The following is a 23461-nucleotide window of genomic DNA, read 5'->3' as shown; positions in this document are numbered from 1 at the left end:
GCCTCAGCGCTTATGCTCGCCGCGCAGGCTGGCACGCCGCTCCAGTGCGGCACGGCGCGAAGCCTTCACATCCACAATCGGTTTCGGATAGCTGTTGCCCAGGATCACGCCGGCCGCCTGCAGTTCGATCGGTCCCGCCTCCCAGGGTGCATGCAGGTCTTCGTCCGGCAGCGCTGCCAGTTCCGGCAGATAGCGCCGGATGAACTTGCCATGCGGATCCAGCCGTTCGCTCTGCCGCACGGGATCAAAAATGCGGAACCAGGGCAGGGCGTCCGGTCCGACGCCGGCGGCCCACTGCCAGCCGAGCAGGTTGCTGGCGAGTTCGGCATCGTTCAGGTAGGTCTCGAAATGGCGCAGGCCCCAGCGCCAGTCCACGTTCAGGTGGCGCGTCAAAAAGTTGGCCGTCAGCACGCGCAACTGGTGGTGCATATAGCCGCTTTGCTGCAGCTGGCGCATGGCGGCATCGATCAGCGGGTAGCCGGTCTGGCCCTCGCACCAGGCCTGGAACAGCTTCTTGCCGTGCGGGCCATGGTCCCAGGGCAGGCGGTCCAGCCCGGCGTGGAAGGCTTTTTCAGTCAGCTGCGGCAGGTGGTAGAGCAGCTGGATGCAGTAATCGCGCTGTGCCAGCTGGGCCAGCCATTCGCCGGCGCCGGCATCGCCCTGCAACTGGCGCTCGCGCGCGCTGCGTGCCGCTTCGCGGATGCTGAGTGTGCCAAAGCGCAGGTGCGCGCCCAGGTAGCTCGGGCCACGCACCGCCGGAAACTGGCGCCGCTGCGGAAAATCCTGCATGCGGTGCATGAATTCTTCCCACTGGCGATGCGCGCCGCTGGTGCCGGGGTAAATCGGAAGGTCATCCAGATTGGTGGCATGGAAACCGAGTGCCTCCAACGACGGTGGCGGCTGACGCCAGGCTGGTGGCCGCGCGGTGAGCCGGTGGCTGTACTGCGAGCTCGGGTAGCTGCGCAGGTACCACGGCGTGAGCTGGGCCAGCCAGTGTTCCTGGTAGGGCGCAAAGCTGGTGAACGGCGTCTGGTTGGCGGTGAGCAGTTCGTCGCGGCCAAAGATCACGTGGTCCTTGCAGGTGCGCAGTGAGATGCCACGGTCCGACAGGCCGCCACGTACCTGGTTGTCGCGCGCCATGGTGGCCGGTTCCTCGTCGTGGTTGGCAAACACGGCCTGCACGCCCAGGCTGTAGGCCAGTTCGGGCAGCAGCACCTGGGCGCGGCCCTGCAGGAAGATCAGGCCGGCGTGTTCGGCATCGGGCACGCCATGGATCTGTGCCAGCCGGCGCAGCTGGCTGTCCAGCTCCTCCAGACTGTGGTGGATGAACTCGACACGCCGGTCCGAGCGCGGCAGCGGGTCCAGCATGTCGCTGTCCCAGGTGAACACGCAATAGACCTTGCGGCAGCTGCGCAGCGCCAGCCACAGCGCGGGATTGTCGTGGCAGCGCAGGTCACGCCGGAACCACATCAGGCCGGAGGCGAATTCGGGTTGAGCGGGGATCGGGGTCATGCGTCAGGGAGCGCCAGGCGGGCGTGAAACCTCTAGAATCGGGATATGGCTACAGATTCTGCACCAGCTCTGCAATTGGCACAGCATTTCCTGATCGCGATGCCGGGCATGGAGGATGATGCCTTCGCTGGCAGCGTGGTCTACATCTGCGAGCATGGCCCCGAGGGTGCCTTGGGCTTGTGCATCAACAAGACGGCCGACGGCGTGCTGCTGGATGACCTGTTTGACACCATGGGCCTGCCGCTGCATCGCCCTGACCTGGCCGGATCGGCCGTGTTGTGGGGTGGCCCGGTACAGCCCGAGCGCGGCTTTGTGCTGCATCACCGGCTCGAGGATCCCGACAGCCAGCTCTCGCGCTACACCTCCAGCTTGACCTTGCCCGATGGCCTGCAGGTCACCACCTCGCGCGACATCCTGCAGGACATGGCCGAAGGCGGTGGTCCGCCGCAACTGCTGTTCACGCTCGGCTATTCCGCCTGGGACGGCGGCCAGCTCGAGGACGAACTGCTGCGCAACAGCTGGCTCACCGTGCCAGCCAGTGCCGACGTCCTGTTCGAAGTGCCGCTGGAGCAGCGCTACGAGCGTGCGCTGGCACTGCTCGGCATCCAGTCCTGGATGCTGTCCAGCGCCGCCGGGAGCGCCTGATGCAACCGGAAGACCTGTTCCAGCAACCCGGCCAGCCGCCAGCGGTGCCGCCCGAGCGCTACCAGAGCTTTCTGGCGCTCGATTACGGCAAGAAGCGTACCGGCGTAGCCGTGGGCAACCGCATCCTCGGCACCGCCAGCCCGTGCAAGAGCATCACCGCGCAGGGCGATGAGCGCTTTGCCGCCGTCGCTGCCGTGCTGCAGGAGTGGCAACCCGAGGCACTGGTGCTGGGCATTCCCTGGCACCCGGATGGCGCGGCACACCAGAACACGAAAAAGGCGATTGCCTTCGGCAAGCAGCTGGCCACGCGTTTCAAGCTACCGGTGTTTACCGTGGACGAGCGCTACACCACCACCGAGGCGCTTTCCCGTGGTGCTGCCGATGCCGATGCGGCCGCAGCCTGTATCATTCTTGAACAATTCCTGAACCCGATTCCATGACCGATACCACACCCGCCAGTGGCGCCCTGATGCTGGACGCCGAAGCCCTGTTCCAGACCCTGAGCCAGCAGATTGAACGCATCCGTACGCCCGAACTGAAGCTCGCCGGTATCACGTCCGGCGGTGCCTGGATGGTCGAGCGCCTGCAGCAGCAGTGGGGGCTGGATGCCGTGGGCACCATCTCCACCGCCATGCACCGTGACGACTTTGCCAAGCGCGGCATGGCCGTGACGGCGCAGACCCAGCTGCCGTTCGAGGTGGAAGGCGCACACATCCTGCTGCTGGATGACGTGCTCTATACCGGCCGTACCATCCGCGCCGCGCTCAACGAGATCTTCGACTACGGTCGCCCGGCCAGCGTGCGGCTGGCGGTACTGGTGGACCGTGGCGGCCGCCAGCTGCCGGTCGATGCCGATATCGCGGCAGCACGCCTGCTGCTGCCATCCACGCAGTCGCTGGCGCTGCTGCGCGGTACCGACGGCAGCTTCAGCTTCCGCCTCAAGCCCAGCAAAGCCTGATTTTCCTTTCTTGATCCGGGAAAGCCTCCATGTTCCTCTCCAAGAATCCCCAGCTCAACAGCAACGGTGAAATGATCCACCTGCTGTCCACCGAAGGGCTGTCGCGCGAGCACCTCACGCACATCCTCGATACGGCAGCGCAATTCGTCAGCATCAACGACCGCGAGGTCAAGAAGGTGCCGCTGCTGCGCGGCAAGAGCGTGTTCAACCTGTTCTTCGAGAACAGCACGCGCACCCGCACCACCTTCGAGATTGCCGCCAAGCGCCTGAGCGCCGACGTGTTCAACCTGGACATCGCGCGTTCCTCGGCCTCCAAGGGCGAGAGCCTGCTCGATACCATCGCCAACCTGAGCGCGATGGCGGCCGACATCTTTGTCGTGCGCCACAGCGAGAGTGGCGCCCCCTACCTGATCGCGCAGAACGTGGCACCGCATGTGCACGTGGTCAACGCCGGTGACGGCCGCCACGCGCACCCGACGCAAGGCCTGCTCGACATGTACACGATCCGCCACTACAAGGGCGATTTCACCAACCTGCGCGTCGCCATCGTCGGCGACGTGCTGCACTCGCGCGTGGCGCGCAGCGACATCCATGCGCTGACCACGCTCGGTTGCCCCGAGGTGCGTGTGGTCGGCCCGAAGACCCTGGTGCCGGCCAGCTTTGCCCAGCTGGGCGTGCAGGTCTTCCATGAGCTGGAAGAGGGTATCCGCGACTGTGACGTGGTCATCATGCTGCGCCTGCAGAACGAGCGCATGAGCGGTGCGCTGCTGCCCAGCAGCCAGGAATACTTCCACAGTTTCGGCCTGACGCCCGAGAAACTGCTGCGCGCCAAGCCCGATGCCATCGTGATGCACCCGGGCCCGATCAACCGCGGCGTGGAAATCGATTCTGCCGTGGTCGATGGCGCGCAAAGCGTGATCCTGCCGCAGGTGACTTTCGGTATTGCCGTGCGCATGGCCGTGATGAGCATCGTCGCCAGCCATGACGCCTGAGAGAGACAACGCATGAAAATCCGCATTCAGGGTGGCCGGGTCCTCAACCCGGCAGACGGAACCGACCAGCTGGCCGATATCGCCATTGCCTCCGGTCGCATCATCGGGATCGGGCGCCTGCCGCAGGACTTTGCGCCGCAGCGCACCCTGGATGCCAGCGGCTGCTGGGTGTTGCCGGGGCTGGTCGATCTGGGCGTGCGCCTGCGCGAGCCCGGCCAGGAGCATGCCCACATGCTCGAAAGCGAACTGGCTGCCGCCGTGGCCGGCGGCGTGACCAGCCTGGTCTGCCCGCCCGATACCGATCCGGTACTGGACGAGCCCGGCCTGGTCGAGATGCTGCGCTTCCGCGCTTCGCGCCTGCGCCAGAGCCGGGTCTTTCCGCTGGGCGCGCTGACGCGCAACCTGCAGGGCGAGGTGCTGACCGAGATGGCTTCGCTGACCGAATCCGGCTGTGTCGGCTTCTCGCAGGCCGATGTGGTGGTGCGCAACACCCAGGTGCTGCAGCGCGCCTTCCAGTACGCCGCCACCTTTGGCTATACCGTCTGGCTGCGTCCCGAAGATGCCTGGCTTGGCGGCGGCGTGGCCGCGGCCGGTGCGCTGGCCACGCGCATGGGCCTGTCCGGCGTGCCGGTACTGGCCGAAACCATTGCCATCATGACCATCGTCGAGCTGATGAAGGTCACCGGCGCGCGCGTGCACCTGTGCCGCCTGTCCAGTGCGGCAGCCGTGGAGCTGGTGCGTCAGGCCAAGGCAGCCGGCCTGCCGCTGAGCTGCGACATCAGCATCAACTCGCTGCATCTGGCCGAAGCCGATATCGGCTATTTTGACAGCCGGGCGCGCCTGTGTCCGCCGCTGCGCCAGCCGTCCGATCGGGCGGCGCTGCGTGCCGGCCTGGCCGATGGCACGATCGATGCGCTGGTCAGCGACCACACGCCAATGGAGGCCGATGCCAAGGTGCTGCCGTTTGCCGAAGCCGCGCCCGGTGCCACCGGCGTCGAACTGCTGCTGGCACTGGCGCTCAAGTGGGCCGCAGAAGACGGCCTGCACCCGTTGCAGACGCTGGCTACCGTGACCCACCGTTCTGCCCAAGTGCTGGGCCAGTCGCTCGGCACGCTGTCGGCCAGTGCCGGCCAACTGGTGGTGGGCGGCATGGCTGACATCTGCATCTGGGATCCGGAGCAGCTCTGGCAGGTGACGCCGCAGGCGCTGCGCAGCCAGGGCAAGTTCACGCCGTTCCAGGGCTTCGAACTGCAGGGTCGCGTGCGTGCGACCGTGGTGGATGGCCAGATCGCCTTCGAAGCAGAACGCAGCAAGGTGGCGCAGCCGGCCTGATTTCCGCAGCCAGAGTCCGGGAAGAAAAAAATGGAGACAAACACCTGGCGTGGCCTGGGGCGCCTGTGGCGTCTGCTGGCCCACATTCTTGCGGGCTTCTGGATCGTCTATACGCGCTTTCCGCGCCTGGGCGAGGCCGAGCGCCGGGCCACCGTGCAGCGCTGGGCGGCCGAGGCGGTGCGCCGCTGCGGCATCACGCTGCAGGTGCGTGGCACTCCGGCCGAGGCCGGGCCGGATGGCCTGATGCTGGTGGCCAATCACATTTCCTGGGTGGACATCCCGACCATCCATGCGATCCGCTTCTGCCGTTTCATTTCCAAGTCGGAAGTGAAGCACTGGCCGGTGGTCGGTCGTCTGGCGGACTCGGCCGATACGCTGTACCTGCAGCGCACCTCGCGCCGTGATGCACACCGCGTGCTGCACACCATGGCGGAGCGGCTGCAGCAGGGCGATGTGCTGGCCTTCTTCCCCGAAGGGACGACCAGCGACGGTGTCGATCTGCTGCCCTTCCACGCCAACCTGCTGCAGGCCGCCATCAGCGTGGATGCGCCGGTGCAGCCGGTGGCGCTGCAGTTTCTGGATGCGCAGGGAAGGCTGAGCCAGGCGCCGTGCTACATCGGGGACGACACGCTGCTGGAATCACTCTGGCGCACGGTGCGCGCCGAGGGCGTGGTGGCACGCGTGACCTTTGGCGAGCCGGAGCGGGCGCAGGGGCGCAGCCGGCAGCAGTGGGCGCAGGATTTGCAGCGGACGGTGGCGGAATTGCGGCGCTGAGCGAGCGATAAGGGCGCCCCAAGTTCTGCCGCTATAAAAAACGCCCCCGCGTGCTGCGTCAGGACGCAGGGCAGCGGGGGCAAACGCTGGCATCCAGGCCAGCGCAACAGGAGCCAGGACGATCAGCGCGGACCGTAGGCCTCGGCAAAGATGCCGACGATCTCGGCGTGGCTGGCCTGCACCGGGTTGGTGAATCCGCACACGTCCTTGAGCGCGTTTGCGGCCAGCACGTCGAAGTCCTCGCGCTTCACGCCCAGCTCTTCCAGCGATTTCGGAATGCCGACGATATCGGCCAGCTTCTTGATGGCCGCCACCGGATCCAGACCCGCCAGTTGCGGGTTGTTGGCCTGCAGAATGGCGCCGACTTCGTTGAGCTTGCCGGAAGCAGCGCTCATGTTGAAGGCCTCGACATGCGGCAGCAGCAGCGCGTTGCAGACGCCGTGCGGCAGGTCGTAGAAGCCGCCGAGCTGGTGCGCCATGGCATGCACGTAACCAAGCGAGGCGTTGTTGAAGGCCATGCCGGCCAGGAACTGCGCATAGGCCATCTTCTCGCGCGCTTCCTGGTTCTTCGGCTCGCTCACGGCGGTGGGCAGGTAGCGTGCGATCAGTTCGATGGCCTTGACGGCGCAGGCATCGGTCAGCGGCGTGGCGGCGGTGGAGACATAGGATTCGACCGCGTGCGTCAGCGCATCCATGCCGGTGGCGGCGGTCAGCGAGGCCGGCATGCCTTCCATCATGCTGGAGTCGTTTACCGACAGGAAGGGGGTGACGTGCTTGTCGACAATGGCCATTTTCACGTGGCGCGTCTCGTCGGTGATGATGGTGAAGCGCGTCATCTCGGATGCCGTGCCGGCCGTGGTGTTGACCGCCAGCAGTGGCAGCTGCGGCTTGGCGGACTTGTCCACGCCCTCGTAGTCCTCGATCTTGCCGCCGTTGGCCGCGACCAGCGCAATGCCCTTGGCGCAGTCATGCGAGGAGCCGCCGCCCAGCGACACCACCAGATCGGCCTGCGCCGCCTTCAGTGCTTCCAGGCCGGCATTGACGTTGCTCACGGTCGGGTTGGGCTGGGCACCGTCAAACACGGTGGCGGGAATGCCCTGGGCTGCCAGCTTGTCGGACACGGTGTTGGCCACACCGATCTTGCTCAGGCCGGGGTCGGTCACGATCAGGGCCTTGCGAAAGCCCATCTTGCCGACGATCTGCAGCGCCTCGTCGAGTGCGCCGGGGCCGATGATGTTCTGCACGGGCATGAAGAAATGGGATACGGACATGGGAGTCTCCTTGTAGGTATGGAAAAAAGCCAGAGGATGGGAACTGCAGGGGTCAGAAGAAGCCCAGCTTGTTTTCGCTGTAGCTGACCAGCAGGTTCTTGGTCTGCTGGTAGTGGTCGAGCATCATCTTGTGGTTTTCACGGCCGATGCCGGATTCCTTGTAGCCGCCGAAGGCAGCGTGCGCCGGATAGGCGTGGTAACAGTTGGTCCATACGCGGCCGGCCTTGATGCCACGGCCCATGCGGTAGGCGACGTTGCCGTTGCGGCTCCACACGCCGGCGCCCAGGCCGTACAGCGTGTCGTTGGCGATTTCCAGCGCCTCGGCTTCGTCCTTGAAGGTGGTCACGGCCAGCACCGGGCCGAAGATTTCCTCCTGGAAGATGCGCATCCTGTTGTGGCCCTTGAACAGCGTGGGCTGCACGTAGTAGCCGCCAGCCAGGTCGCCTTCCAGTTGGGCCGGCGCGCCGCCGATCAGCACCTGCGCGCCTTCCTGCTTGCCCAGTTCCAGATAGCTGCTGATCTTTTCCAGCTGGACCTTGCTCGCCTGTGCGCCCAGCATGGTGTCGGTATCCAGCGGGTTGCCCTGCTTGATGGCGGCCACGCGCTGCAGGCAGCGCTCGATGAAGCGGTCGTAGATCGATTCCTGGATCACGGCGCGCGAGGGACAGGTGCAGACCTCGCCCTGGTTGAAGGCGAACAGCACCAGGCCTTCGATCGCCTTGTCGAGGAAGGCATCGTCCTTGTCCATGATGTCGGCAAAGAAGATGTTGGGGGACTTGCCGCCCAGCTCCAGCGTCGCGGGAATCAGGTTGTTGGCAGCGGCCTGGGCAATCACCCGGCCGGTGGCCGTGGAGCCGGTGAAGGCGATCTTGGCAATGCGGCGGCTGGTGGCCAGCGGCATGCCGGCCTCGCGGCCGAAGCCGTTCACCACGTTGAGCACGCCGGGTGGCAGCAGGTCGGCGATCAGCTCGGTCAGCACCAGAATGCTGGTAGGGGTCGACTCGGCCGGCTTGAGCACCACGCAGTTGCCGGCGCCCAGGGCAGGGGCCAGTTTCCAGGCGGCCATCAGGATCGGGAAGTTCCAGGGGATGATCTGGCCGACCACGCCCAGCGGTTCCTGGAAGTGGTAGGCGACCGTGTTGGCGTCGATCTCCGACATGTGGCCTTCCTGCGCGCGCAGGCAGCCGGCGAAGTAGCGGAAGTGGTCTGCGGCCAGCGGAATGTCGGCATTCAGCGTTTCGCGTATCGGCTTGCCGTTGTCCACGGTTTCGGCGTAGGCCAGCTTTTCCAGGTTGGCCTCGATGCGGTCGGCGATCTTCAGCAGGATGTTGCTGCGCTCGGTGGCGGAAGTCTTGCCCCAGGCGTCGGCTGCGGCATGGGCGGCGTCGAGGGCGCGCTCGATGTCTTCGGCGGTGGAGCGGGCCGCCTGGCAGTAGGCCTGGCCGTTGATCGGGGTGATGTTGTCGAAATATTCGCCTTTCACCGGCGGCGTCCACTGGCCGTTGATGAAGTTGTCGTACTTGGCCTTGAATTGCAGCGGGGCGCCTGCTTGGCCGGGTGCGGGATAGATCATGGGGTGTCTCCTTGGATGTCGGTTGTGGTTTGCAACGGCGGCAGTTGCGCCGTCGACCTGCTTCTTGCAAGCGATGTGCCAACTTCGCGGACCTGCGGGTTTGTCCGGAGATCTGGTGGCCTGGATGGCTGTTTGTGGTGCTCCGGAGTACCCGGTGGTTGCGCCAGGGTGCGCCATCTGTACCAGCCCGGACGTGTCCCCGGTGTACCAGGTGTTCCGTTTTGGCACAGTGCAAACGCCAACACGGCGCCGAGGCCTTGCGTGCTAGCATCGACTGCTCAATGACAGAAAAAGCAGGATCCGTACCGTCCTGCACAAGGAGACAGCCATGACCGCACTTGGCACTGTCGAATCAGACGCCCTGTTGCGCCGGGCCCGCCACGCGCTGTACGAGCGCGATGCGCAGCCCGAGGATCTGCTGCCCGCATCGCTGGCGCACGTGTCGCGTTCGTGGCGGCGCAGCCTCGCTGCCGGCGTGGATGCCTTCGGCATGCGCCCGCACGTGCCGCATCTCTCGCGCTTCGAAGTCGAGCGTGCCACCGAACGCCAGCACCAACTGCTGGCCCACGCCCGTCCGGTGATGGAATACCTGCATGGACAGACGCGCGGCAGTGGCAGTGTGCTGCTGCTGGCCGATGCCGATGGCCTGCTGCTGCATGCGCTGGGCGATCCCGGTTTCATGACGCGGGCCGAGCGCGTGGCACTGATGCCTGGAGCGAGCTGGCACGAGCAGTACCGCGGCACCAATGCGGTGGGAACTGCGCTGGCAGAAGGCGTGCCGGTGGTGGTGCACGGGGCGGAGCACTTCCTGGAGTGCAACACTTTTCTGACCTGCGCAGCGGCGCCCGTGGTGGCGCCCGATGGCAGTGTGCTGGGCGTGCTCAACATGTCCGGCGAGCGCAGCAGCCGGCATCCGCACACATTCAGCATGGTGCGTGCGGCCACCCAGATGATCGAGAACCGCCTGTTCGACGCCTGCCACGGGCGGCACATGCGGCTGCACGTGCATCCGCTGGCCGAAGGCATCGGCACGCTGGCCGAGGGTGTGCTGGCACTGTCGGAAGAAGGCGTGCTGGTGGGTGCCAACCAGGCGGCGCTGGCATTGCTCAACCTGCGTGCCAGTCAGCTGGGTCGGGTGCGGCTGGAGCAGGTGGTGGACGCGGACCGCGAACACTTGCTGCGCGCCAGCCATCGCAGCCCGGCGCCCTTGCGGCTGCGCTGCCTGAGCGCGCCTGCGGTGCCGGTGCTGCATGTGCGGGTGGAACAGGGCTGGTCGCGTGCGGCCACGCTGGATATGCCGAGCCGCAGCATCAGCCGCGAGCCGGATGCGTTGCAGGCGCTGGATACCGGCGATGCAGCCTGGCACGGCGTGCTGGAGAAGGCGCGCAAGGTGCTGGACAAGCCGATTGCCGTGCTGCTGCATGGCGAATCCGGTTCGGGCAAGGAGGTGCTGGCCAAGGCCATCCACGCCAGCAGCCAGCGGCGTGAGCAGGCCTTTGTGGCGGTGAATTGCGCGGCCTTGCCGGAAAATCTGATCGAGGCCGAGCTGTTCGGCTATGCTCCTGGCGCCTACACCGGTGCGCGGCGCGAGGGCGCGCCGGGAAGCATTCGCCAGGCGCACCGAGGCACGCTGTTTCTGGACGAGATCGGCGATATGCCGCTGGCCATGCAGACGCGGCTGCTGCGCGTGTTGCAGGAGCGTCAGGTAGTGCCGCTGGGGGGTGGCCAGCCGGTGGCGGTGGATTTTGCGCTGGTGTGTGCCACGCACCGCGACCTGAAGGAAGAGGTGGCTGCAGGGCGTTTCCGTGCCGACCTGTACTGGCGCCTGAATGGATTGACCCTGCATCTGCCGGCGCTGCGCCAGCGCAGCGACTGGGATGCGCTGGTGCAGCGCATGCTGCAACGGCATGCGCCGCATCGTGCGATCGAACTGGATCCGGAGCTGGCGCGCGTGCTGCGCCAGCATCCCTGGCCAGGCAATCTGCGCCAGCTCGACAACACGCTGCGCACCACGGTGGCGCTGCTCGATGATGCCTGCGTGATCGGCATGGAGCACCTGCCGGACGATCTGGTGCAGGAGCTGCAGGAGGCGCGGCAGGCCCCGGGCGCTGGCGCGCCACAGGATATGCCATACGGACATCGCCGGAGCGCCGACCCGGGTTTTGCCACAACACGAACGGCAGTCATCGAGGAGGGCGAATTATCTCGCCTGCGCGCGGGTTGCGTGCCGCTGGCGCAATACACGCGCGACGTGATGGAGCAGGCCCTGCGCGAGGCGGAGGGAAATCTCTCGCTCGCTGCGCGCCGGCTCGGCATCAGCCGCAATACCTTTTACCGAAGGATTATGCGAAAGCGCCCGGACGGGGCGTGAGCGAAGGGGCGCTGGCAGGCGCGTGTGGACTGCGTTACAGCAAGCGCACGAACATTCCGCCCGCAATCCCTGGCTGACACACGTGCGAGACGCTTGGACGAACGGCGCCCAGATCAGGCGGCCCTCTCGCGCCGCTCCAGCGCCCGCACCAGTCCCATGCTGCCTGCCAGCCACAGGCTCCCGGAAAGCCAGCCGCCCAGCACATCGGTCAGATAGTGCACCTGCAGCCCGATGCGGCTGTAGCCCACGGCGGCCACTGCCAGCGCAGCAGCGGTGAGCACGGCAACGCGTAGCCGGCAGGGCCAGCCGGGGTGCAGGTGCAGCAGCATCCACGCAAGCATGCCGTAGGCCACCAGCGAACCCGAACTGTGGCCGCTCGGAAAGCTCAGGCCGCCCGCCATGGTGTAGCCCTCCACATGCGAGGGCCGCACGCGGCCCACCCATTGCTTGAGCATCACGTTGAGCAGGGCATTGCCTGCGATGGCCCAGACCCAGCCCGCCGCCATCTTCCGCTCGCCGCGCCAGGCGAGGAGTACGGCACCGACAATGCAGGCGGCCGTCAGCACCGGGGTATCCGCCAGATGGCTCACCGTACCGAACAACGTCAACAGCGCCGGATGCACGTGCAGGCTGAGCGTATGGGCAAGAGCGGTGTCCAGCCGCGTGACCGGCCCGTCGTGCGTCACCTGCCAGGCCAGGGCGCTCCAGAGTGTGGCGGCCAGCACCATCCAGACGATGGCGGCACTGCCCAGCGGTGCATGCAGCGGCCTGCGGATGGCGCTGTCGCGTTGCATGAATGCGCAGAGGGGCAAGGCGGTGGCGGCCACCAGCAGCAGCCAGAGAATGAATACCATGCCCGGCGCCTGTCCCCATTGCAGGGCCACCGAGGTCCAGAACGCGCTCTGCGTGGCCAGGGCATCGGGGCTGTTGGGCAGCAGGGCGCTGTTCATCGCAGCCAGGTGGTGGCAACGCAGGTAAAGGCCTGCAGGCTGGCGTCGAAGTCCCAGCGCTCGACCTGCCATTGCGGCTCCAGCAGTTGCAGGGGATTGTGCAGATGGCCTTGCGGGGCGGCGGTGGCAGGGCGGAGCAGATTCACGGAATTCGGGTAGTTGTCGCGGATGCGGTCGGAAACAGCCGTGCCGGATTGTAGGGCCCAGAGCGCGCCGGGCGCATCGTCCGGCCCGGGCGGGATCAGCTCCACATACGGTTCATGGATGTGGCCGCCGAGCACACCCAGTGCCCCGGCGGCGCGCCAGGTCGCATTGGCGTGCGCGGCGCCACGCAACAGGTTTTTGCGCTCCTCTTCTTCGATCACCAGCGCCGGCTGGTGGACGGCCACCAGCTTGAGCGCCGTGTCGGGCAGTGCGCGCAGACGCCGGCTGACGTTGGCGATCTGTGCCTGCGAAGCCTCACCCTGGATATGCCGGTAACGCCGCGTGGTGCGCACGCCGATCAGCTGGATGGGGCCCAGATCCCAGTGGATCACGCCGTCGGCATCAAAGGCGGTGGGGAAATACTTCTGGAAGAGGCGATAGGGCCACAGAAAGCGGCGCCAGGGCAACCACAGCGAGATGTCATGGTTGCCGGGCAGGGCCATGCGCGTCTGCACCGGCAGGCTGTCCATGAAGGCGCGGGCGGCCGCGAACTGGCCGCGCCGGGCGCGCATGGTGATGTCGCCGGCGAGCAGCACATGCTGCACCTGCTCGGCTTCGGCCAATGCGCGCAGGGCCTGCAGCACGGCGGGCTGTTCGGTGCCAAAGTGGGTATCGGAAATCTGCAGCAGGGTCGTCATCGTCAGGGGGCTTTCGGGTCTTGCGGATTCATGGGGCGCAGCCGGTCCGGGTCCGGCACGATCAGCTGCAGGGCCTCGGGCACGATCTCGAAGCGCAGCGGCGTACGCATCCAGCGCACCTCGCCATCGGTGGCGACCTGCACCTGGGTCTGGCCGGGATAGCCGTGGCGGTGTACCTGCAGCTGGCGGAACGGGAAGTGCCAGACCGATTCCGGCTCCTCGCCCAGCGAGCCGAGCGCGCCGCGCAGCGCCAGCCAGAACAGGCGCAGCGTACTCACCGGAGCCAGCACCACCGCATGCAGCTCCTGATCGAGCGTCGGCAGGGCATCGCCTTCAGAGGCTGGCAGCAGGCCAATCTGCTGCAACTGCAGTGCGTTGTTGCCGACGAACAGTGTCGGCGTGCGGAAAATGCGCTGGCCGGGCAGCTGGCTGCTGCCGCCGTCGGCCTGGCCACTCATGGCCAGCGTCATCTGCACCGGGCGCCGCAGCATGCTGTAGATGGCGGCCAGCCCGGCCACCAGCCGGCTGCGGCCGAGGGTGGCCTTGAAGCGTTCGCGGTCTTCCAGCAGCAGCGGGTAGAGGCCGAGGCTGGCATTCACCAGGAACAGGTGGCCGTTGATGCGGCCGGCCTGCACTGGCACCAGCTTGCCGTGCAGCAACTGTTGCAGCGCCTCGACCGGATCGGTGGCAATGCCGTGGGCACGGCAGAAATAGTTGAAAGTGCCTTCGGGCAGCACGCCCATCACGCAGCCGCTGTCACTGACGGCATTGGCCACGGCGTTGATGGTGCCGTCGCCACCGGCGGCGACCACGATGGCGCCGGCGTGCTTGGCCTCGGCCACGGCAATGCGGGCGGATTGTTCGATATCGGCTGGCTCCAGTGCCACCAGCTTCCAGCGTCGGCCGGAGGCTTGCAGCGCCGTGCGCAATTCGTCCGGATGGCTCTCATCCAGACTGCCGGAGCCGGCATTCATCAGCACGTGCAGCGGGGCGTCCGGACGGAGCGCCATACGGTCGGGGTTCATCGGGTTGACGGCCTTACACTATCAGCGCAAACGGCATCAGCCGCTCACGACAGGGAGTTTCGCACATGGCTAGACTGGCCAGACTGTGCGTGCCGGGCTACCCGCACCACATCATCCAGCGCGGCAACAACCGCCAGTCCATCTGTATCACCCAGGCAGATTACCAGCATCTGCTGGCACTGGTGCGCGAGTCGGCAGCGCGCCATCGTGTAGGACTGCATGCCTGGGTGCTGCTGCCGGATGAATTCCAGCTGATCCTGACGCCACCCGATGCGCAGGCGCTGCCGCGCATGATGCAGGATCTGGGACGCGGCCATGTGCGCCATTTCAACGCCGCCCACCTGCGCAGTGGCACGTTGTGGGAAGGACGCTACCGTGGCACCGTGCTCGATCCGGAGCACAGTCTGCTGGCAGCCATGGCCAGCCTGGATCGCTTGCCGCTGCAGGCCGGCCTGGTGCAGCAGCCGGAAGATTACCCCTGGTCCAGCTGTGCCCACTATGCCGGGCTGCGCAGTGAGCGCCAGATCGCCGTGCCGCCGCAGGTCTGGGCACTGGGCAACACCCCGTTTGCACGCGAGGCGGCGTATCGCCAGCTGCTTGACGATGCCGCGGTGCAGCAGCGCAGCCAGCAGCTGCAGCAGGCGGCCCGGCAGGGCTGGGTACAGGGCTCGGAAGCCTTTGTGCAAGCGCTGCAACAGCTGACCGGCCGCCGGCTGGAAAAAAAATCTCCTGGTCGTCCGCGCAAGCCGGCAGTGGAAGCACCCGCGGCAGACGCCTGAAACTCTTTTCCTGTCCTTGATTTAAATCTGTCCCTATTTAATTTCCTATAAATTTGATCATGAATTAATTAGGGTCAGACCCCTTTTATTTTCTTTTTCAGGGGAAATTTTTTGCCGTATTCTTGCTGCGTTGCAATGATTTTTGCGCTTGATTCTTTCCACGGACTGGATGCACACCATGACCATCTCTGCAGAAAAACACCATCTGGAACAACACGGCCTGTATGCCGCTGGCCAGGAGCATGACGCCTGTGGCGTGGGCTTTGTCGCCCACATCCGTGGCGAGAAAAGCCATGACATCGTGACGCAGGCGCTGAAGATCCTGGAGAACCTGGACCACCGCGGTGCCGTCGGTGCCGACAAGCTGATGGGCGACGGTGCCGGCATCCTGATCCAGTTACCCGATGCGCTCTATCGCGAGGAGATGGGCCAGCAGGGCGTGGAACTGCCGCCAGTGGGCGAATACGGCGTCGGCATGATCTTCCTGCCCAAGGAGCACGCCAGTCGCCTGGCTTGCGAACAGGAAATGGAGCGCGCCATCAAGGCCGAAGGCCAGGTGGTGCTGGGTTGGCGTGATGTGCCGGTCAACGCCGAGATGCCCATGTCGCCGGCGGTGCGCGAGAAGGAGCCGGTGATCCGCCAGGTGTTCGTCGGCCGTGGCGCGGACGTCATCGTGCAGGACGCGCTGGAGCGCAAGCTGTACGTGATCCGCAAGACCGCCAGCGCCAACATCCAGAAGCTGCAGCTCAAGTACAGCAAGGAATATTACGTGCCCAGCATGAGCAGCCGTACCGTGGTGTACAAGGGTCTGCTGCTGGCGGATCAGGTCGGCGTCTACTACGACGACCTGGCCGACGAACGCTGCGTTTCGGCGCTGGGCCTGGTGCACCAGCGCTTCTCCACCAACACCTTCCCCGAGTGGCCGTTGGCGCACCCCTACCGCTATGTCGCGCACAACGGCGAGATCAACACCGTCAAGGGCAACTACAACTGGATGCTGGCGCGTGAAGGCGTGATGTCCTCCCCGGTGCTGGGCGAGGACCTGCAGAAGCTGTACCCGATCAGCTTCGCCGGCCAGTCCGATACCGCTACGTTCGACAACTGCCTGGAACTGCTGACCATGGCCGGCTACCCGATCAGCCAGGCCGTGATGATGATGATTCCCGAGCCCTGGGAGCAGCACGAGACCATGGACGCGCGCCGCCGCGCCTTCTACGAGTACCACGCTGCCATGCTCGAGCCCTGGGACGGCCCGGCCTCGCTGGTGTTCACCGATGGCCGCCAGATTGGCGCCACGCTGGACCGCAACGGCTTGCGTCCGGCGCGCTATTGCGTCACCGATGACGGCTTCGTCATCATGGGCTCCGAATCCGGCGTGCTGCCGGTGCCCGAGCACAAGATCGTCAAGAAGTGGCGCCTGCAGCCAGGCAAGATGTTCCTGATCGATTTCGAGCAGGGCCGCATGATCGACGACGAGGAAATCAAGTCGCAGATGTCGAACGGCAAGCCCTACAAGCAGTGGATCGAGAACCTGCGCATCGGCCTGCACGACCTGCCGGTGAAGAACGTGGTGCGTAACCAGGGGAATGCTGGTGTGTCGTTGCTGGATGCGCAGCAGGCTTTTGGCTACAGCCAGGAAGACATCAAGTTCCTGATGGCACCGATGGCGGCACAGGGCGAGGAAGGCATCGGCTCCATGGGCAACGACAGCCCGCTGGCCGTGCTGTCGGATCGCAGCAAGCCGCTGGCCAACTATTTCCGCCAGTTGTTTGCCCAGGTCACCAACCCGCCGATCGATCCGATCCGCGAAGCCATCGTGATGTCGCTGGTGTCCTTTATCGGCCCCAAGCCGAACCTGCTGGACATCAACCAGGTGAACCCGCCGATGCGTCTCGAGGTGGCCCAGCCTATCCTCGACTTTGACGACATGGCGCGCCTGCGCGACATCGCCGAGCACACCCAGCGCAAGTTCAGCAGCTACACGCTGGACATCACCTACCCGGTGGAATGGGGTGCCGATGGCGTCGAGGCCAAGCTGGCTTCGCTGTGCGCGGAAGCCGTGGATGCGGTCACTTCCGGCAACAACAACGTCAGCGGTATCCACAACATCCTGATCATCAGTGACCGAGCCATGGGCCCGGACCGCGTGGCGGTGCCGGCGCTGCTGGCGCTGTCGGCGATCCACCAGCACCTGGTGCGTTCCGGCCTGCGCACCACCACCGGCCTGGTGGTGGAGACCGGATCGGCGCGCGAGGTGCACCACTTTGCCGTGCTGGCCGGCTACGGTGCCGAAGCCGTGCACCCGTATCTGGCGCTGGAAACGCTGCAGAACATCCACCAGGAGCTGCCGGGCGAGCTGAGCGCCGAGAAGGCGATCTACAACTACATCAAGGCGATCGGCAAGGGCCTGAGCAAGATCATGTCCAAGATGGGCGTGAGCACCTACATGAGCTACTGCGGTGCGCAGCTGTTCGAGGCGATCGGCCTGAACACCGCCACCGTGCAGAAGTACTTTACCGGCACCGCCAGCCGCGTCGAGGGCATTGGCGTGTTCGAGATCGCCGAGGAAGCGCTGCGCCTGCACCGTGCCGCGTTTGGCAATGACCCGGTGCTGGCCAAGGCGCTCGATGCCGGTGGCGAGTACGCCTGGCGCACGCGCGGCGAGGAGCACATGTGGACGCCGGACGCGATTGCCAAGCTGCAGCACAGCACGCGTGCCAACAACTTCAACACCTACAAGGAATACGCCCAGATCATCAACGACCAGAGCCGTCGCCACATGACGCTGCGCGGCCTGTTCGAGTTCCGTTTCGACCCGGCCGCGGTGATTCCGCTGGAAGAAGTCGAACCGGCAGCCGAGATCGTCAAGCGCTTTGCCACCGGCGCCATGTCGCTCGGCTCGATTTCGACTGAGGCGCATGCCACGCTGGCGCTGGCGATGAACCGCATTGGCGGCAAGAGCAATACCGGCGAGGGCGGCGAGGACCCGGCGCGCTATCGCAACGAGCTGAAAGGCATCCCGATCACGCAGCAGACCACGCTGGCCGCCATCATTGGCAGTGACAAGGTCGCCGCCGACATCGCCGTGCAGGCCGGTGACAGCCTGCGCAGCAAGATCAAGCAGGTGGCATCGGGCCGCTTCGGCGTCACCGCCGAGTACCTGAGCAGTGCCGACCAGATCCAGATCAAGATGGCGCAGGGTGCCAAGCCGGGCGAGGGCGGCCAGCTGCCGGGCGGCAAGGTGAGCGACTACATCGGCTTCCTGCGCCACAGCGTGCCGGGCGTGACGCTGGTGTCGCCACCGCCGCACCACGACATCTACTCGATCGAGGACCTGGCACAGCTGATCCACGACCTGAAGAACGTCGCGCCGCATGCCGATATCAGCGTCAAGCTGGTGTCCGAGGTTGGTGTCGGCACGATTGCCGCCGGCGTCACCAAGTGCAAGGCCGACCATATTGTCATCGCAGGCCATGACGGCGGTACCGGTGCCTCGCCCTGGTCCTCCATCAAGCATGCCGGCAGCCCGTGGGAAATCGGCCTGGCCGAAACCCAGCAGACGCTGGTGCTGAACCGCCTGCGTGGCCGCGTGCGCGTGCAGGCCGACGGCCAGATGAAGACCGGCCGCGATGTCGTCATCGCTGCGCTGCTGGGAGCCGATGAAGTCGGCTTTGCCACGGCACCGCTGGTGGTTGAGGGCTGCATCATGATGCGCAAGTGCCACCTGAACACCTGTCCGGTCGGCGTCGCCACGCAGGATCCGCAGCTGCGCGCCAAGTTCAGCGGCCAGCCCGAACACGTGGTCAACTACTTCTTCTTCGTGGCCGAGGAAGTGCGCCAGCTGATGGCCCAGCTCGGTATCCGCAAGTTCGATGAGCTGGTCGGCCGCAGCGACCTGCTCGACATGCAGAAGGGCCTGGCGCACTGGAAGGCCGGCGGCCTGGATTTCAGCCGCCTGTTTGCCCAGCCGCAGGTCGCGGCCGATGTGGCACGCCTGCATGTCGATACGCAGGAGCACGGCCTGGAGAAGGCGCTGGACCAGACCCTGATCCACAAGTGCCGCCCGGCGATCGAGAAGGGCGAGAAGGTCAAGTTCATCGAGCATGCGCGCAACGTCAACCGCACTGTCGGTGCCATGCTGTCCGGTGCCGTGACCAAGGTGCACCCCGAGGGCCTGCCGGATGACAGCATCCATATCCAGCTGGAAGGTACCGGCGGCCAGTCCTTTGGCGCCTTCCTGTGCAAGGGCATCACGCTGAGCCTGATTGGCGAGGCCAACGACTACACCGGCAAGGGCCTGAGTGGTGGCCGCGTGGTGGTGCGCCCGAGCCTGGACTTCCCCGGACTGGCTGCAGAGAACATCATCGTCGGCAACACCGTGCTTTACGGCGCGACGACCGGCGAGGCCTTCTTTGCCGGTGTCGCCGGCGAACGCTTTGCCGTGCGCCTGTCCGGTGCCACTGCGGTGGTCGAAGGCACCGGCGACCATGGCTGCGAATACATGACTGGTGGCACCGTGGCGGTGCTGGGCAAGACCGGCCGCAACTTTGCTGCTGGCATGAGCGGCGGTGTCGCCTATGTCTACGACGAGGACGGCCAGTTTGCCAGCCGCTGCAACACCGCCATGGTGGCGCTGGAGCCGGTACTCAAGGTTGACGAGCAGCAGGCCAGCATCGATGCCGGTATCTGGCACCGTGGCCAGAGCGACGAGGAGCAGCTGAAGAAGCTGCTGCAGGACCACAGCCGCTGGACCGGCAGCCGCCGTGCCCGCGACATCCTGGAGAACTGGGACGCCAGCCTGAAGAAGTTCGTCAAGGTGTTCCCGCACGAGTACCGCCGTGCCCTGGCCGAGATCCATGCACGCGGCAAGACCGGTGCCGGCGAAAGCCCGATTCCGGACATCACGCAGCAGGTCGCTGCCACCGCCGTCGAGATGAAGTCGGCCGGTGGCCCGGCGAAAAAGCCGGCTGCCCGCAAGCCCGCCGCGCGCAAGCCGGCCGCCAGCAAGAAGAGCACCGGCAAGGCCGAGTAAGCCCCCGCAACCTACCTCAGATAACGGAAGACGATCATGGGAAAAATCACTGGATTCATGGAATATGAGCGGCTGGAAGAGGGCTACCGTCCGGTCAAGGAACGGCTGAAGCACTACCGCGAATTCGTCATCGGCCTGGATGATGCGCAGGCGAAGCAGCAGGCGGCCCGCTGCATGGACTGCGGCACGCCGTTCTGCAACAGCGGCTGCCCGGTCAACAACATCATCCCGGACTTCAATAACCTGGTCTATGCGCAGGACTGGCAGGATGCGCTGGAAGTGCTGCACAGCACCAACAACTTCCCGGACTTCACCGGCCGCATCTGCCCGGCTCCGTGCGAGGCCGCCTGCACGTTGAACATCGACAAGTCCCCGGTCGGCATCAAGTCGATCGAGCACGCCATCATCGATCGCGGCTGGGACAACGGCTGGGTGGTGCCGCAGGTGGCGGCGCAGAAGACCGGCAAGAAGGTGGCCGTGATTGGCGGCGGCCCCGCCGGCATGGCGGCGGCACAGCAGCTGGCGCGTGTCGGCCACAGCGTCACCGTGTTCGAGAAGAACGATCGCATCGGTGGCCTGCTGCGCTACGGCATCCCCGATTTCAAGCTGGAGAAGTCGCATATTGACCGCCGTATCGCGCAGATGCAGGCCGAAGGCGTGGAATTCCGCACCGGCGTGCTGGTGGGCGACTGGCCGGCCGACAGCAAGGTCACCAACTGGGCCAAGGACAGCATCAGCGCCAAACAGCTGCAAAAGGACTTCGATGCCGTGCTGCTGACCACCGGCAGCGAGCAGAGCCGCGACCTGCCGGTGCCGGGCCGCCAGCTTGATGGCGTGCACTTCGCCATGGAATTCCTGCCGCAGCAGAACAAGGTCAATGCTGGTGACAAGCTGGCCAGGCAGCTGCGCGCCGATGGCAAGCACGTGATCGTGATTGGCGGTGGCGATACCGGCAGCGACTGTGTCGGCACCAGCAACCGCCACGGCGCCGCCAGCGTGACCCAGTTCGAGCTGCTGCCGCAGCCGCCCGAGGAAGAAAACCGCCCGCTGACCTGGCCCTACTGGCCGCTCAAGCTGCGCACCAGTTCCAGCCACGACGAGGGCTGTACGCGTGAATTCGCCATCGCCACCAAGGAATTTGTCGCCGGAACCGGCAAGGACAAGGGCCGCGTGGTGGCGGTCAAGACGGTGCGCCTGGAATGGCAGGACGGCAAGCCTACCGAAGTACCGGGCAGCGAGGAAACCCTGGCAGCCGACCTGGTGCTGCTGGCGATGGGCTTTGTCCATCCGGTGCCGACCGTGCTCAAGTCCTTCGGCGTCGAGGCCGATGCGCGCAACAACGCACGCGCCACGACCGACGAGCAGGGCGGCTACGCCACCAGCGTGCCCGGCGTGTTCGCTGCGGGTGACGTACGCCGTGGCCAGTCGCTGGTGGTCTGGGCGATCCGTGAAGGCCGCCAGGCGGCACGTGCGGTGGACCAGTACCTGATGGGTGCCAGCGTACTGCCGCGCTGATCGATCCGGCATCTCCCCGGCCCAGACAGCCCCTGCTCCGCAAGGAGACAGGGGCTGTTTGTCGTGGTGCTGTCGGCCTGATCCGACACGCGGATCAGCGCTGCGCCGATGGCGGACTGCCATGCCGACGACCAGAATGAAGGCCATGCAACAAACACACAAGAGGAGGTTGCCATGTCTTTCGTTCTCTACATGATCGGTTTCCTGATCTTCATTGGCGGTCTGGCCTGGGGTGCCTCTGTCGCCGGCGTGCCGGAGATGTACATCATCATCGGTGCCGTGACCCTGTTCGGTCTGGGTATCCTGTCGGCCGTGGCCCGCACCCGCGCCAAGGACCCCAATTAAGGGCAGGCACAGGAACCAGCCTGCCAGCAGAAGCAGGCCCTGAAAACAGCAATGGCTCCGCACTGACGGAGCCATTGGCTTTTGGAGGTTAGAGGCGCTTAGCGCGGCAGACCGCCCCCGGGCGGAAAACCCCCTGGCGGGAAGCCTCCCGGCGGCAGGCCACCGCCGCTACCAAACATGCCGCCCAGGCCTTTCATGCCGCCCATGCGGCGCATCATCTTCATCAGGCCGCCGCCCTTCATCTTCTTCATCATGTCCTGCATCTGCTCGAATTCCTTGAGCAGACGGTTCACATCCTGCACCTGCACGCCGGCACCGGCGGCAATGCGGCGCTTGCGCGTCGCCTTGATCAGCTCGGGCTTGCTGCGCTCCTGCGCCGTCATGCTGCAGATGATGCCTTCCTTGCGCTTGATGTCCTTCTCGGCGCGATCCATGTCGGTCTGCGTTGCCTTGGCGGTGAGCTGCGTCGGCAGCTTTTCCATCAGGCTGGACAGGCCGCCCATCTGCTTCATCTGCTGCAGCTGGCCCAGGAAGTCGTTCAGGTCGAAGTTGTCACCCTTCTTGACCTTGGCGGCGAGCTTCTGTGCCGCTTCCATGTCGACGCCGGATGTGACCTGCTCGACCAGCGCCACGATGTCGCCCATGCCCAGGATACGGCCGGCGTGGCGTTCGGCATCGAACTGCTCCAGACCGTCCATCTTCTCGCTGACGCCGGCAAACTTGATCGGTGCCTGGGCAATCTGGCGCACCGACAGCGCCGCGCCACCACGCGCATCACCGTCGAGCTTGGTCAGCACCACACCGGTCAGCGGCAACACTTCCTTGAAGGCACGCGCCGTGTTGGCCGCGTCCTGACCCTGCATCGCGTCTACCACCAGCAGCGTTTCCACCGGGTTGATCGCCTCGTGCAGCGCCTTGATCTCGGCCATCATCGCTTCGTCGATCGCCAGGCGGCCGGCCGTATCGACCAGCAGCACATCGATATAGTGCTTGCGCGCGTAATCGAGTGCGGCACGCGCGATGTCTACCGGCTTCTGGTCCGGCGCACTCGGGAACCACTCGGCACCGACCTGCTGCGTCACCGTCTTGAGCTGTTCGATGGCGGCTGGGCGGTAGACGTCACCCGATACCGTCAGCACCTTCTTCTTGCGCTTCTCGATCAGGTGCTTGGCCAGCTTGGCGGTGGTGGTGGTCTTGCCCGCACCCTGCAGGCCGGCCATCAGGATCACCGCCGGCGGCTGCACCGACAGGTTCAGGTCACTGATGCCTTCACCCATGGTGGCGGCCAGCTCGCGGTTGACGATGCCGACCAGCGCCTGGCCCGGCTTCAGCGAGCCCAGCACCTCCTGGCCCATGGCCTTGTCCTTGACGCGGGCGATGAAGTCCTTCACCACCGGCAGCGCCACGTCGGCCTCCAGCAGGGCCATGCGCACTTCGCGCAGCATGTCGGAGACGTTGCTTTCGGTGATGCGCGCCTGGCCGCTCAGGTTCTTGACGAGGCGCGAGAGTTTGTCGGTAAGGGCAGAGGCCATGGCGGCGCTTTCG

The 23461-nt window shown here is 65.8% G+C and carries 18 protein-coding genes; 11 read left to right on the top strand and 7 right to left on the bottom strand.

Going from position 1 to position 23461, the window contains the following annotated elements; translation table 11 throughout:
• Positions 1-3: 3 nt before the first annotated feature.
• Positions 4-1512: a cryptochrome/photolyase family protein gene (locus tag V1261_RS00645; RefSeq protein ID WP_329769411.1), complete on the bottom strand. Its 1509-nt coding sequence runs from the start codon at positions 1510-1512 to the stop codon at positions 4-6.
• A 45-nt stretch (positions 1513-1557) separates the two neighbouring features.
• Between V1261_RS00645 and V1261_RS00640 the strand changes: the two genes are divergently transcribed.
• Genes V1261_RS00640 through V1261_RS00615 form a run of 6 tightly spaced genes read left to right on the top strand, consistent with a single transcriptional unit; the run spans position 1558 to position 6213 of the window.
• The gene (locus V1261_RS00640) at positions 1558-2157 is read left to right on the top strand and encodes a YqgE/AlgH family protein (protein ID WP_329769410.1); all 600 of its coding nucleotides are present in this window, start codon (positions 1558-1560) and stop codon (positions 2155-2157) included.
• Entirely contained in the window at positions 2157-2597 is a 441-nt protein-coding gene (gene ruvX / locus V1261_RS00635) for a Holliday junction resolvase RuvX (RefSeq protein ID WP_329769409.1), read from the top strand. Before V1261_RS00640 ends, ruvX begins: the two co-directional genes overlap by 1 nt.
• Positions 2594-3115 (top strand): bifunctional pyr operon transcriptional regulator/uracil phosphoribosyltransferase PyrR, encoded by a 522-nt coding sequence (gene pyrR, locus V1261_RS00630; RefSeq protein ID WP_329769408.1) that lies wholly within the window; start codon positions 2594-2596, stop codon positions 3113-3115. The genes ruvX and pyrR overlap by 4 nt, the downstream gene beginning before the upstream one ends.
• 29 nt (positions 3116-3144) lie before the next feature.
• On the top strand, positions 3145-4107 hold the full coding sequence (locus V1261_RS00625; protein ID WP_329769407.1) for an aspartate carbamoyltransferase catalytic subunit: 963 nt from the start codon (positions 3145-3147) through the stop codon (positions 4105-4107).
• 12 nt (positions 4108-4119) lie between these two features.
• Entirely contained in the window at positions 4120-5439 is a 1320-nt protein-coding gene (locus V1261_RS00620; RefSeq protein WP_329769405.1) for a dihydroorotase, read from the top strand.
• Positions 5440-5469: 30 nt separating this feature from the next.
• Complete coding sequence (locus V1261_RS00615; protein WP_018714563.1) at positions 5470-6213, top strand: lysophospholipid acyltransferase family protein; 744 nt, start codon at positions 5470-5472, stop codon at positions 6211-6213.
• A gap of 122 nt (positions 6214-6335) precedes the next feature.
• Here the strand turns inward: V1261_RS00615 and V1261_RS00610 are convergent, their stop codons facing one another.
• Positions 6336-7484: an iron-containing alcohol dehydrogenase gene (locus V1261_RS00610; protein ID WP_018714562.1), complete on the bottom strand. Its 1149-nt coding sequence runs from the start codon at positions 7482-7484 to the stop codon at positions 6336-6338.
• A gap of 52 nt (positions 7485-7536) precedes the next feature.
• Positions 7537-9057 (bottom strand): acetaldehyde dehydrogenase ExaC, encoded by a 1521-nt coding sequence (gene exaC, locus V1261_RS00605; protein WP_329769402.1) that lies wholly within the window; start codon positions 9055-9057, stop codon positions 7537-7539.
• Between the two features lie 328 nt (positions 9058-9385).
• Here exaC and V1261_RS00600 point away from each other — a divergent pair, with 328 nt between their 5' ends.
• Positions 9386-11428, top strand: a complete 2043-nt coding sequence (locus V1261_RS00600) for a sigma-54-dependent Fis family transcriptional regulator (protein ID WP_329769401.1) — start codon at positions 9386-9388, stop codon at positions 11426-11428.
• A gap of 113 nt (positions 11429-11541) precedes the next feature.
• Here the strand turns inward: V1261_RS00600 and V1261_RS00595 are convergent, their stop codons facing one another.
• The 3 genes from V1261_RS00595 to V1261_RS00585 are packed head-to-tail and all read right to left on the bottom strand — an operon-like array spanning position 11542 to position 14245.
• Entirely contained in the window at positions 11542-12378 is an 837-nt protein-coding gene (locus V1261_RS00595; RefSeq protein ID WP_329769399.1) for a phosphatase PAP2 family protein, read from the bottom strand.
• Entirely contained in the window at positions 12375-13220 is an 846-nt protein-coding gene (locus V1261_RS00590) for a metallophosphoesterase family protein (RefSeq protein ID WP_329769397.1), read from the bottom strand. Before V1261_RS00590 ends, V1261_RS00595 begins: the two co-directional genes overlap by 4 nt.
• Positions 13221-13222: 2 nt before the next feature.
• On the bottom strand, positions 13223-14245 hold the full coding sequence (locus tag V1261_RS00585) for a diacylglycerol/lipid kinase family protein (protein ID WP_329769395.1): 1023 nt from the start codon (positions 14243-14245) through the stop codon (positions 13223-13225).
• Positions 14246-14310: 65 nt separating this feature from the next.
• On the opposite strand from V1261_RS00585, the gene V1261_RS00580 reads away from it, so the two are divergent.
• The 4 genes from V1261_RS00580 to V1261_RS00565 all read left to right on the top strand — a co-directional run bounded on the left by V1261_RS00580 (position 14311) and on the right by V1261_RS00565 (position 21916).
• Positions 14311-15024 carry a transposase gene (locus tag V1261_RS00580; protein ID WP_329769393.1) on the top strand — a complete coding sequence of 238 codons (714 nt, stop codon included), beginning with the start codon at positions 14311-14313 and terminating at the stop codon, positions 15022-15024.
• Between the two features lie 178 nt (positions 15025-15202).
• Positions 15203-20056: a glutamate synthase-related protein gene (locus V1261_RS00575; RefSeq protein ID WP_329769392.1), complete on the top strand. Its 4854-nt coding sequence runs from the start codon at positions 15203-15205 to the stop codon at positions 20054-20056.
• A gap of 36 nt (positions 20057-20092) precedes the next feature.
• On the top strand, positions 20093-21571 hold the full coding sequence (locus tag V1261_RS00570) for a glutamate synthase subunit beta (protein WP_329769391.1): 1479 nt from the start codon (positions 20093-20095) through the stop codon (positions 21569-21571).
• Positions 21572-21745: 174 nt separating this feature from the next.
• Positions 21746-21916, top strand: a complete 171-nt coding sequence (locus tag V1261_RS00565) for a hypothetical protein (protein ID WP_018714553.1) — start codon at positions 21746-21748, stop codon at positions 21914-21916.
• 98 nt (positions 21917-22014) lie between these two features.
• On the opposite strand, the gene ffh is transcribed toward V1261_RS00565, so the two are convergent.
• Entirely contained in the window at positions 22015-23448 is a 1434-nt protein-coding gene (gene ffh, locus V1261_RS00560; RefSeq protein ID WP_329769388.1) for a signal recognition particle protein, read from the bottom strand.
• Positions 23449-23461 lie beyond the last annotated feature (13 nt).

Source organism: Brachymonas sp. J145, assembly GCF_036312245.1.
In the GTDB taxonomy this organism is placed as follows: domain Bacteria; phylum Pseudomonadota; class Gammaproteobacteria; order Burkholderiales; family Burkholderiaceae_C; genus Brachymonas; species Brachymonas wangyanguii.
The sequence above is the reverse complement of the archived record's forward strand: the minus strand, read 5'-3'. Positions and strand labels throughout refer to the sequence as shown.

Excerpts from the sequence above, each read along its gene's own strand:
- V1261_RS00645 (WP_329769411.1), bottom strand. The coding sequence starts at position 1,512 with ATGACCCCGATCCCCGCTCAACCCGAATTCGCCTCCGGCCTGATGTGG.
- V1261_RS00640 (WP_329769410.1), top strand. The coding sequence starts at position 1,558 with ATGGCTACAGATTCTGCACCAGCTCTGCAATTGGCACAGCATTTCCTG.
- ruvX (WP_329769409.1), top strand. The coding sequence starts at position 2,157 with ATGCAACCGGAAGACCTGTTCCAGCAACCCGGCCAGCCGCCAGCGGTG.
- pyrR (WP_329769408.1), top strand. The coding sequence starts at position 2,594 with ATGACCGATACCACACCCGCCAGTGGCGCCCTGATGCTGGACGCCGAA.
- V1261_RS00625 (WP_329769407.1), top strand. The coding sequence starts at position 3,145 with ATGTTCCTCTCCAAGAATCCCCAGCTCAACAGCAACGGTGAAATGATC.
- V1261_RS00620 (WP_329769405.1), top strand. The coding sequence starts at position 4,120 with ATGAAAATCCGCATTCAGGGTGGCCGGGTCCTCAACCCGGCAGACGGA.
- V1261_RS00615 (WP_018714563.1), top strand. The coding sequence starts at position 5,470 with ATGGAGACAAACACCTGGCGTGGCCTGGGGCGCCTGTGGCGTCTGCTG.
- V1261_RS00610 (WP_018714562.1), bottom strand. The coding sequence starts at position 7,484 with ATGTCCGTATCCCATTTCTTCATGCCCGTGCAGAACATCATCGGCCCC.
- exaC (WP_329769402.1), bottom strand. The coding sequence starts at position 9,057 with ATGATCTATCCCGCACCCGGCCAAGCAGGCGCCCCGCTGCAATTCAAG.
- V1261_RS00600 (WP_329769401.1), top strand. The coding sequence starts at position 9,386 with ATGACCGCACTTGGCACTGTCGAATCAGACGCCCTGTTGCGCCGGGCC.
- V1261_RS00595 (WP_329769399.1), bottom strand. The coding sequence starts at position 12,378 with ATGAACAGCGCCCTGCTGCCCAACAGCCCCGATGCCCTGGCCACGCAG.
- V1261_RS00590 (WP_329769397.1), bottom strand. The coding sequence starts at position 13,220 with ATGACGACCCTGCTGCAGATTTCCGATACCCACTTTGGCACCGAACAG.
- V1261_RS00585 (WP_329769395.1), bottom strand. The coding sequence starts at position 14,245 with ATGAACCCCGACCGTATGGCGCTCCGTCCGGACGCCCCGCTGCACGTG.
- V1261_RS00580 (WP_329769393.1), top strand. The coding sequence starts at position 14,311 with ATGGCTAGACTGGCCAGACTGTGCGTGCCGGGCTACCCGCACCACATC.
- V1261_RS00575 (WP_329769392.1), top strand. The coding sequence starts at position 15,203 with ATGACCATCTCTGCAGAAAAACACCATCTGGAACAACACGGCCTGTAT.
- V1261_RS00570 (WP_329769391.1), top strand. The coding sequence starts at position 20,093 with ATGGGAAAAATCACTGGATTCATGGAATATGAGCGGCTGGAAGAGGGC.
- V1261_RS00565 (WP_018714553.1), top strand. The coding sequence starts at position 21,746 with ATGTCTTTCGTTCTCTACATGATCGGTTTCCTGATCTTCATTGGCGGT.
- ffh (WP_329769388.1), bottom strand. The coding sequence starts at position 23,448 with ATGGCCTCTGCCCTTACCGACAAACTCTCGCGCCTCGTCAAGAACCTG.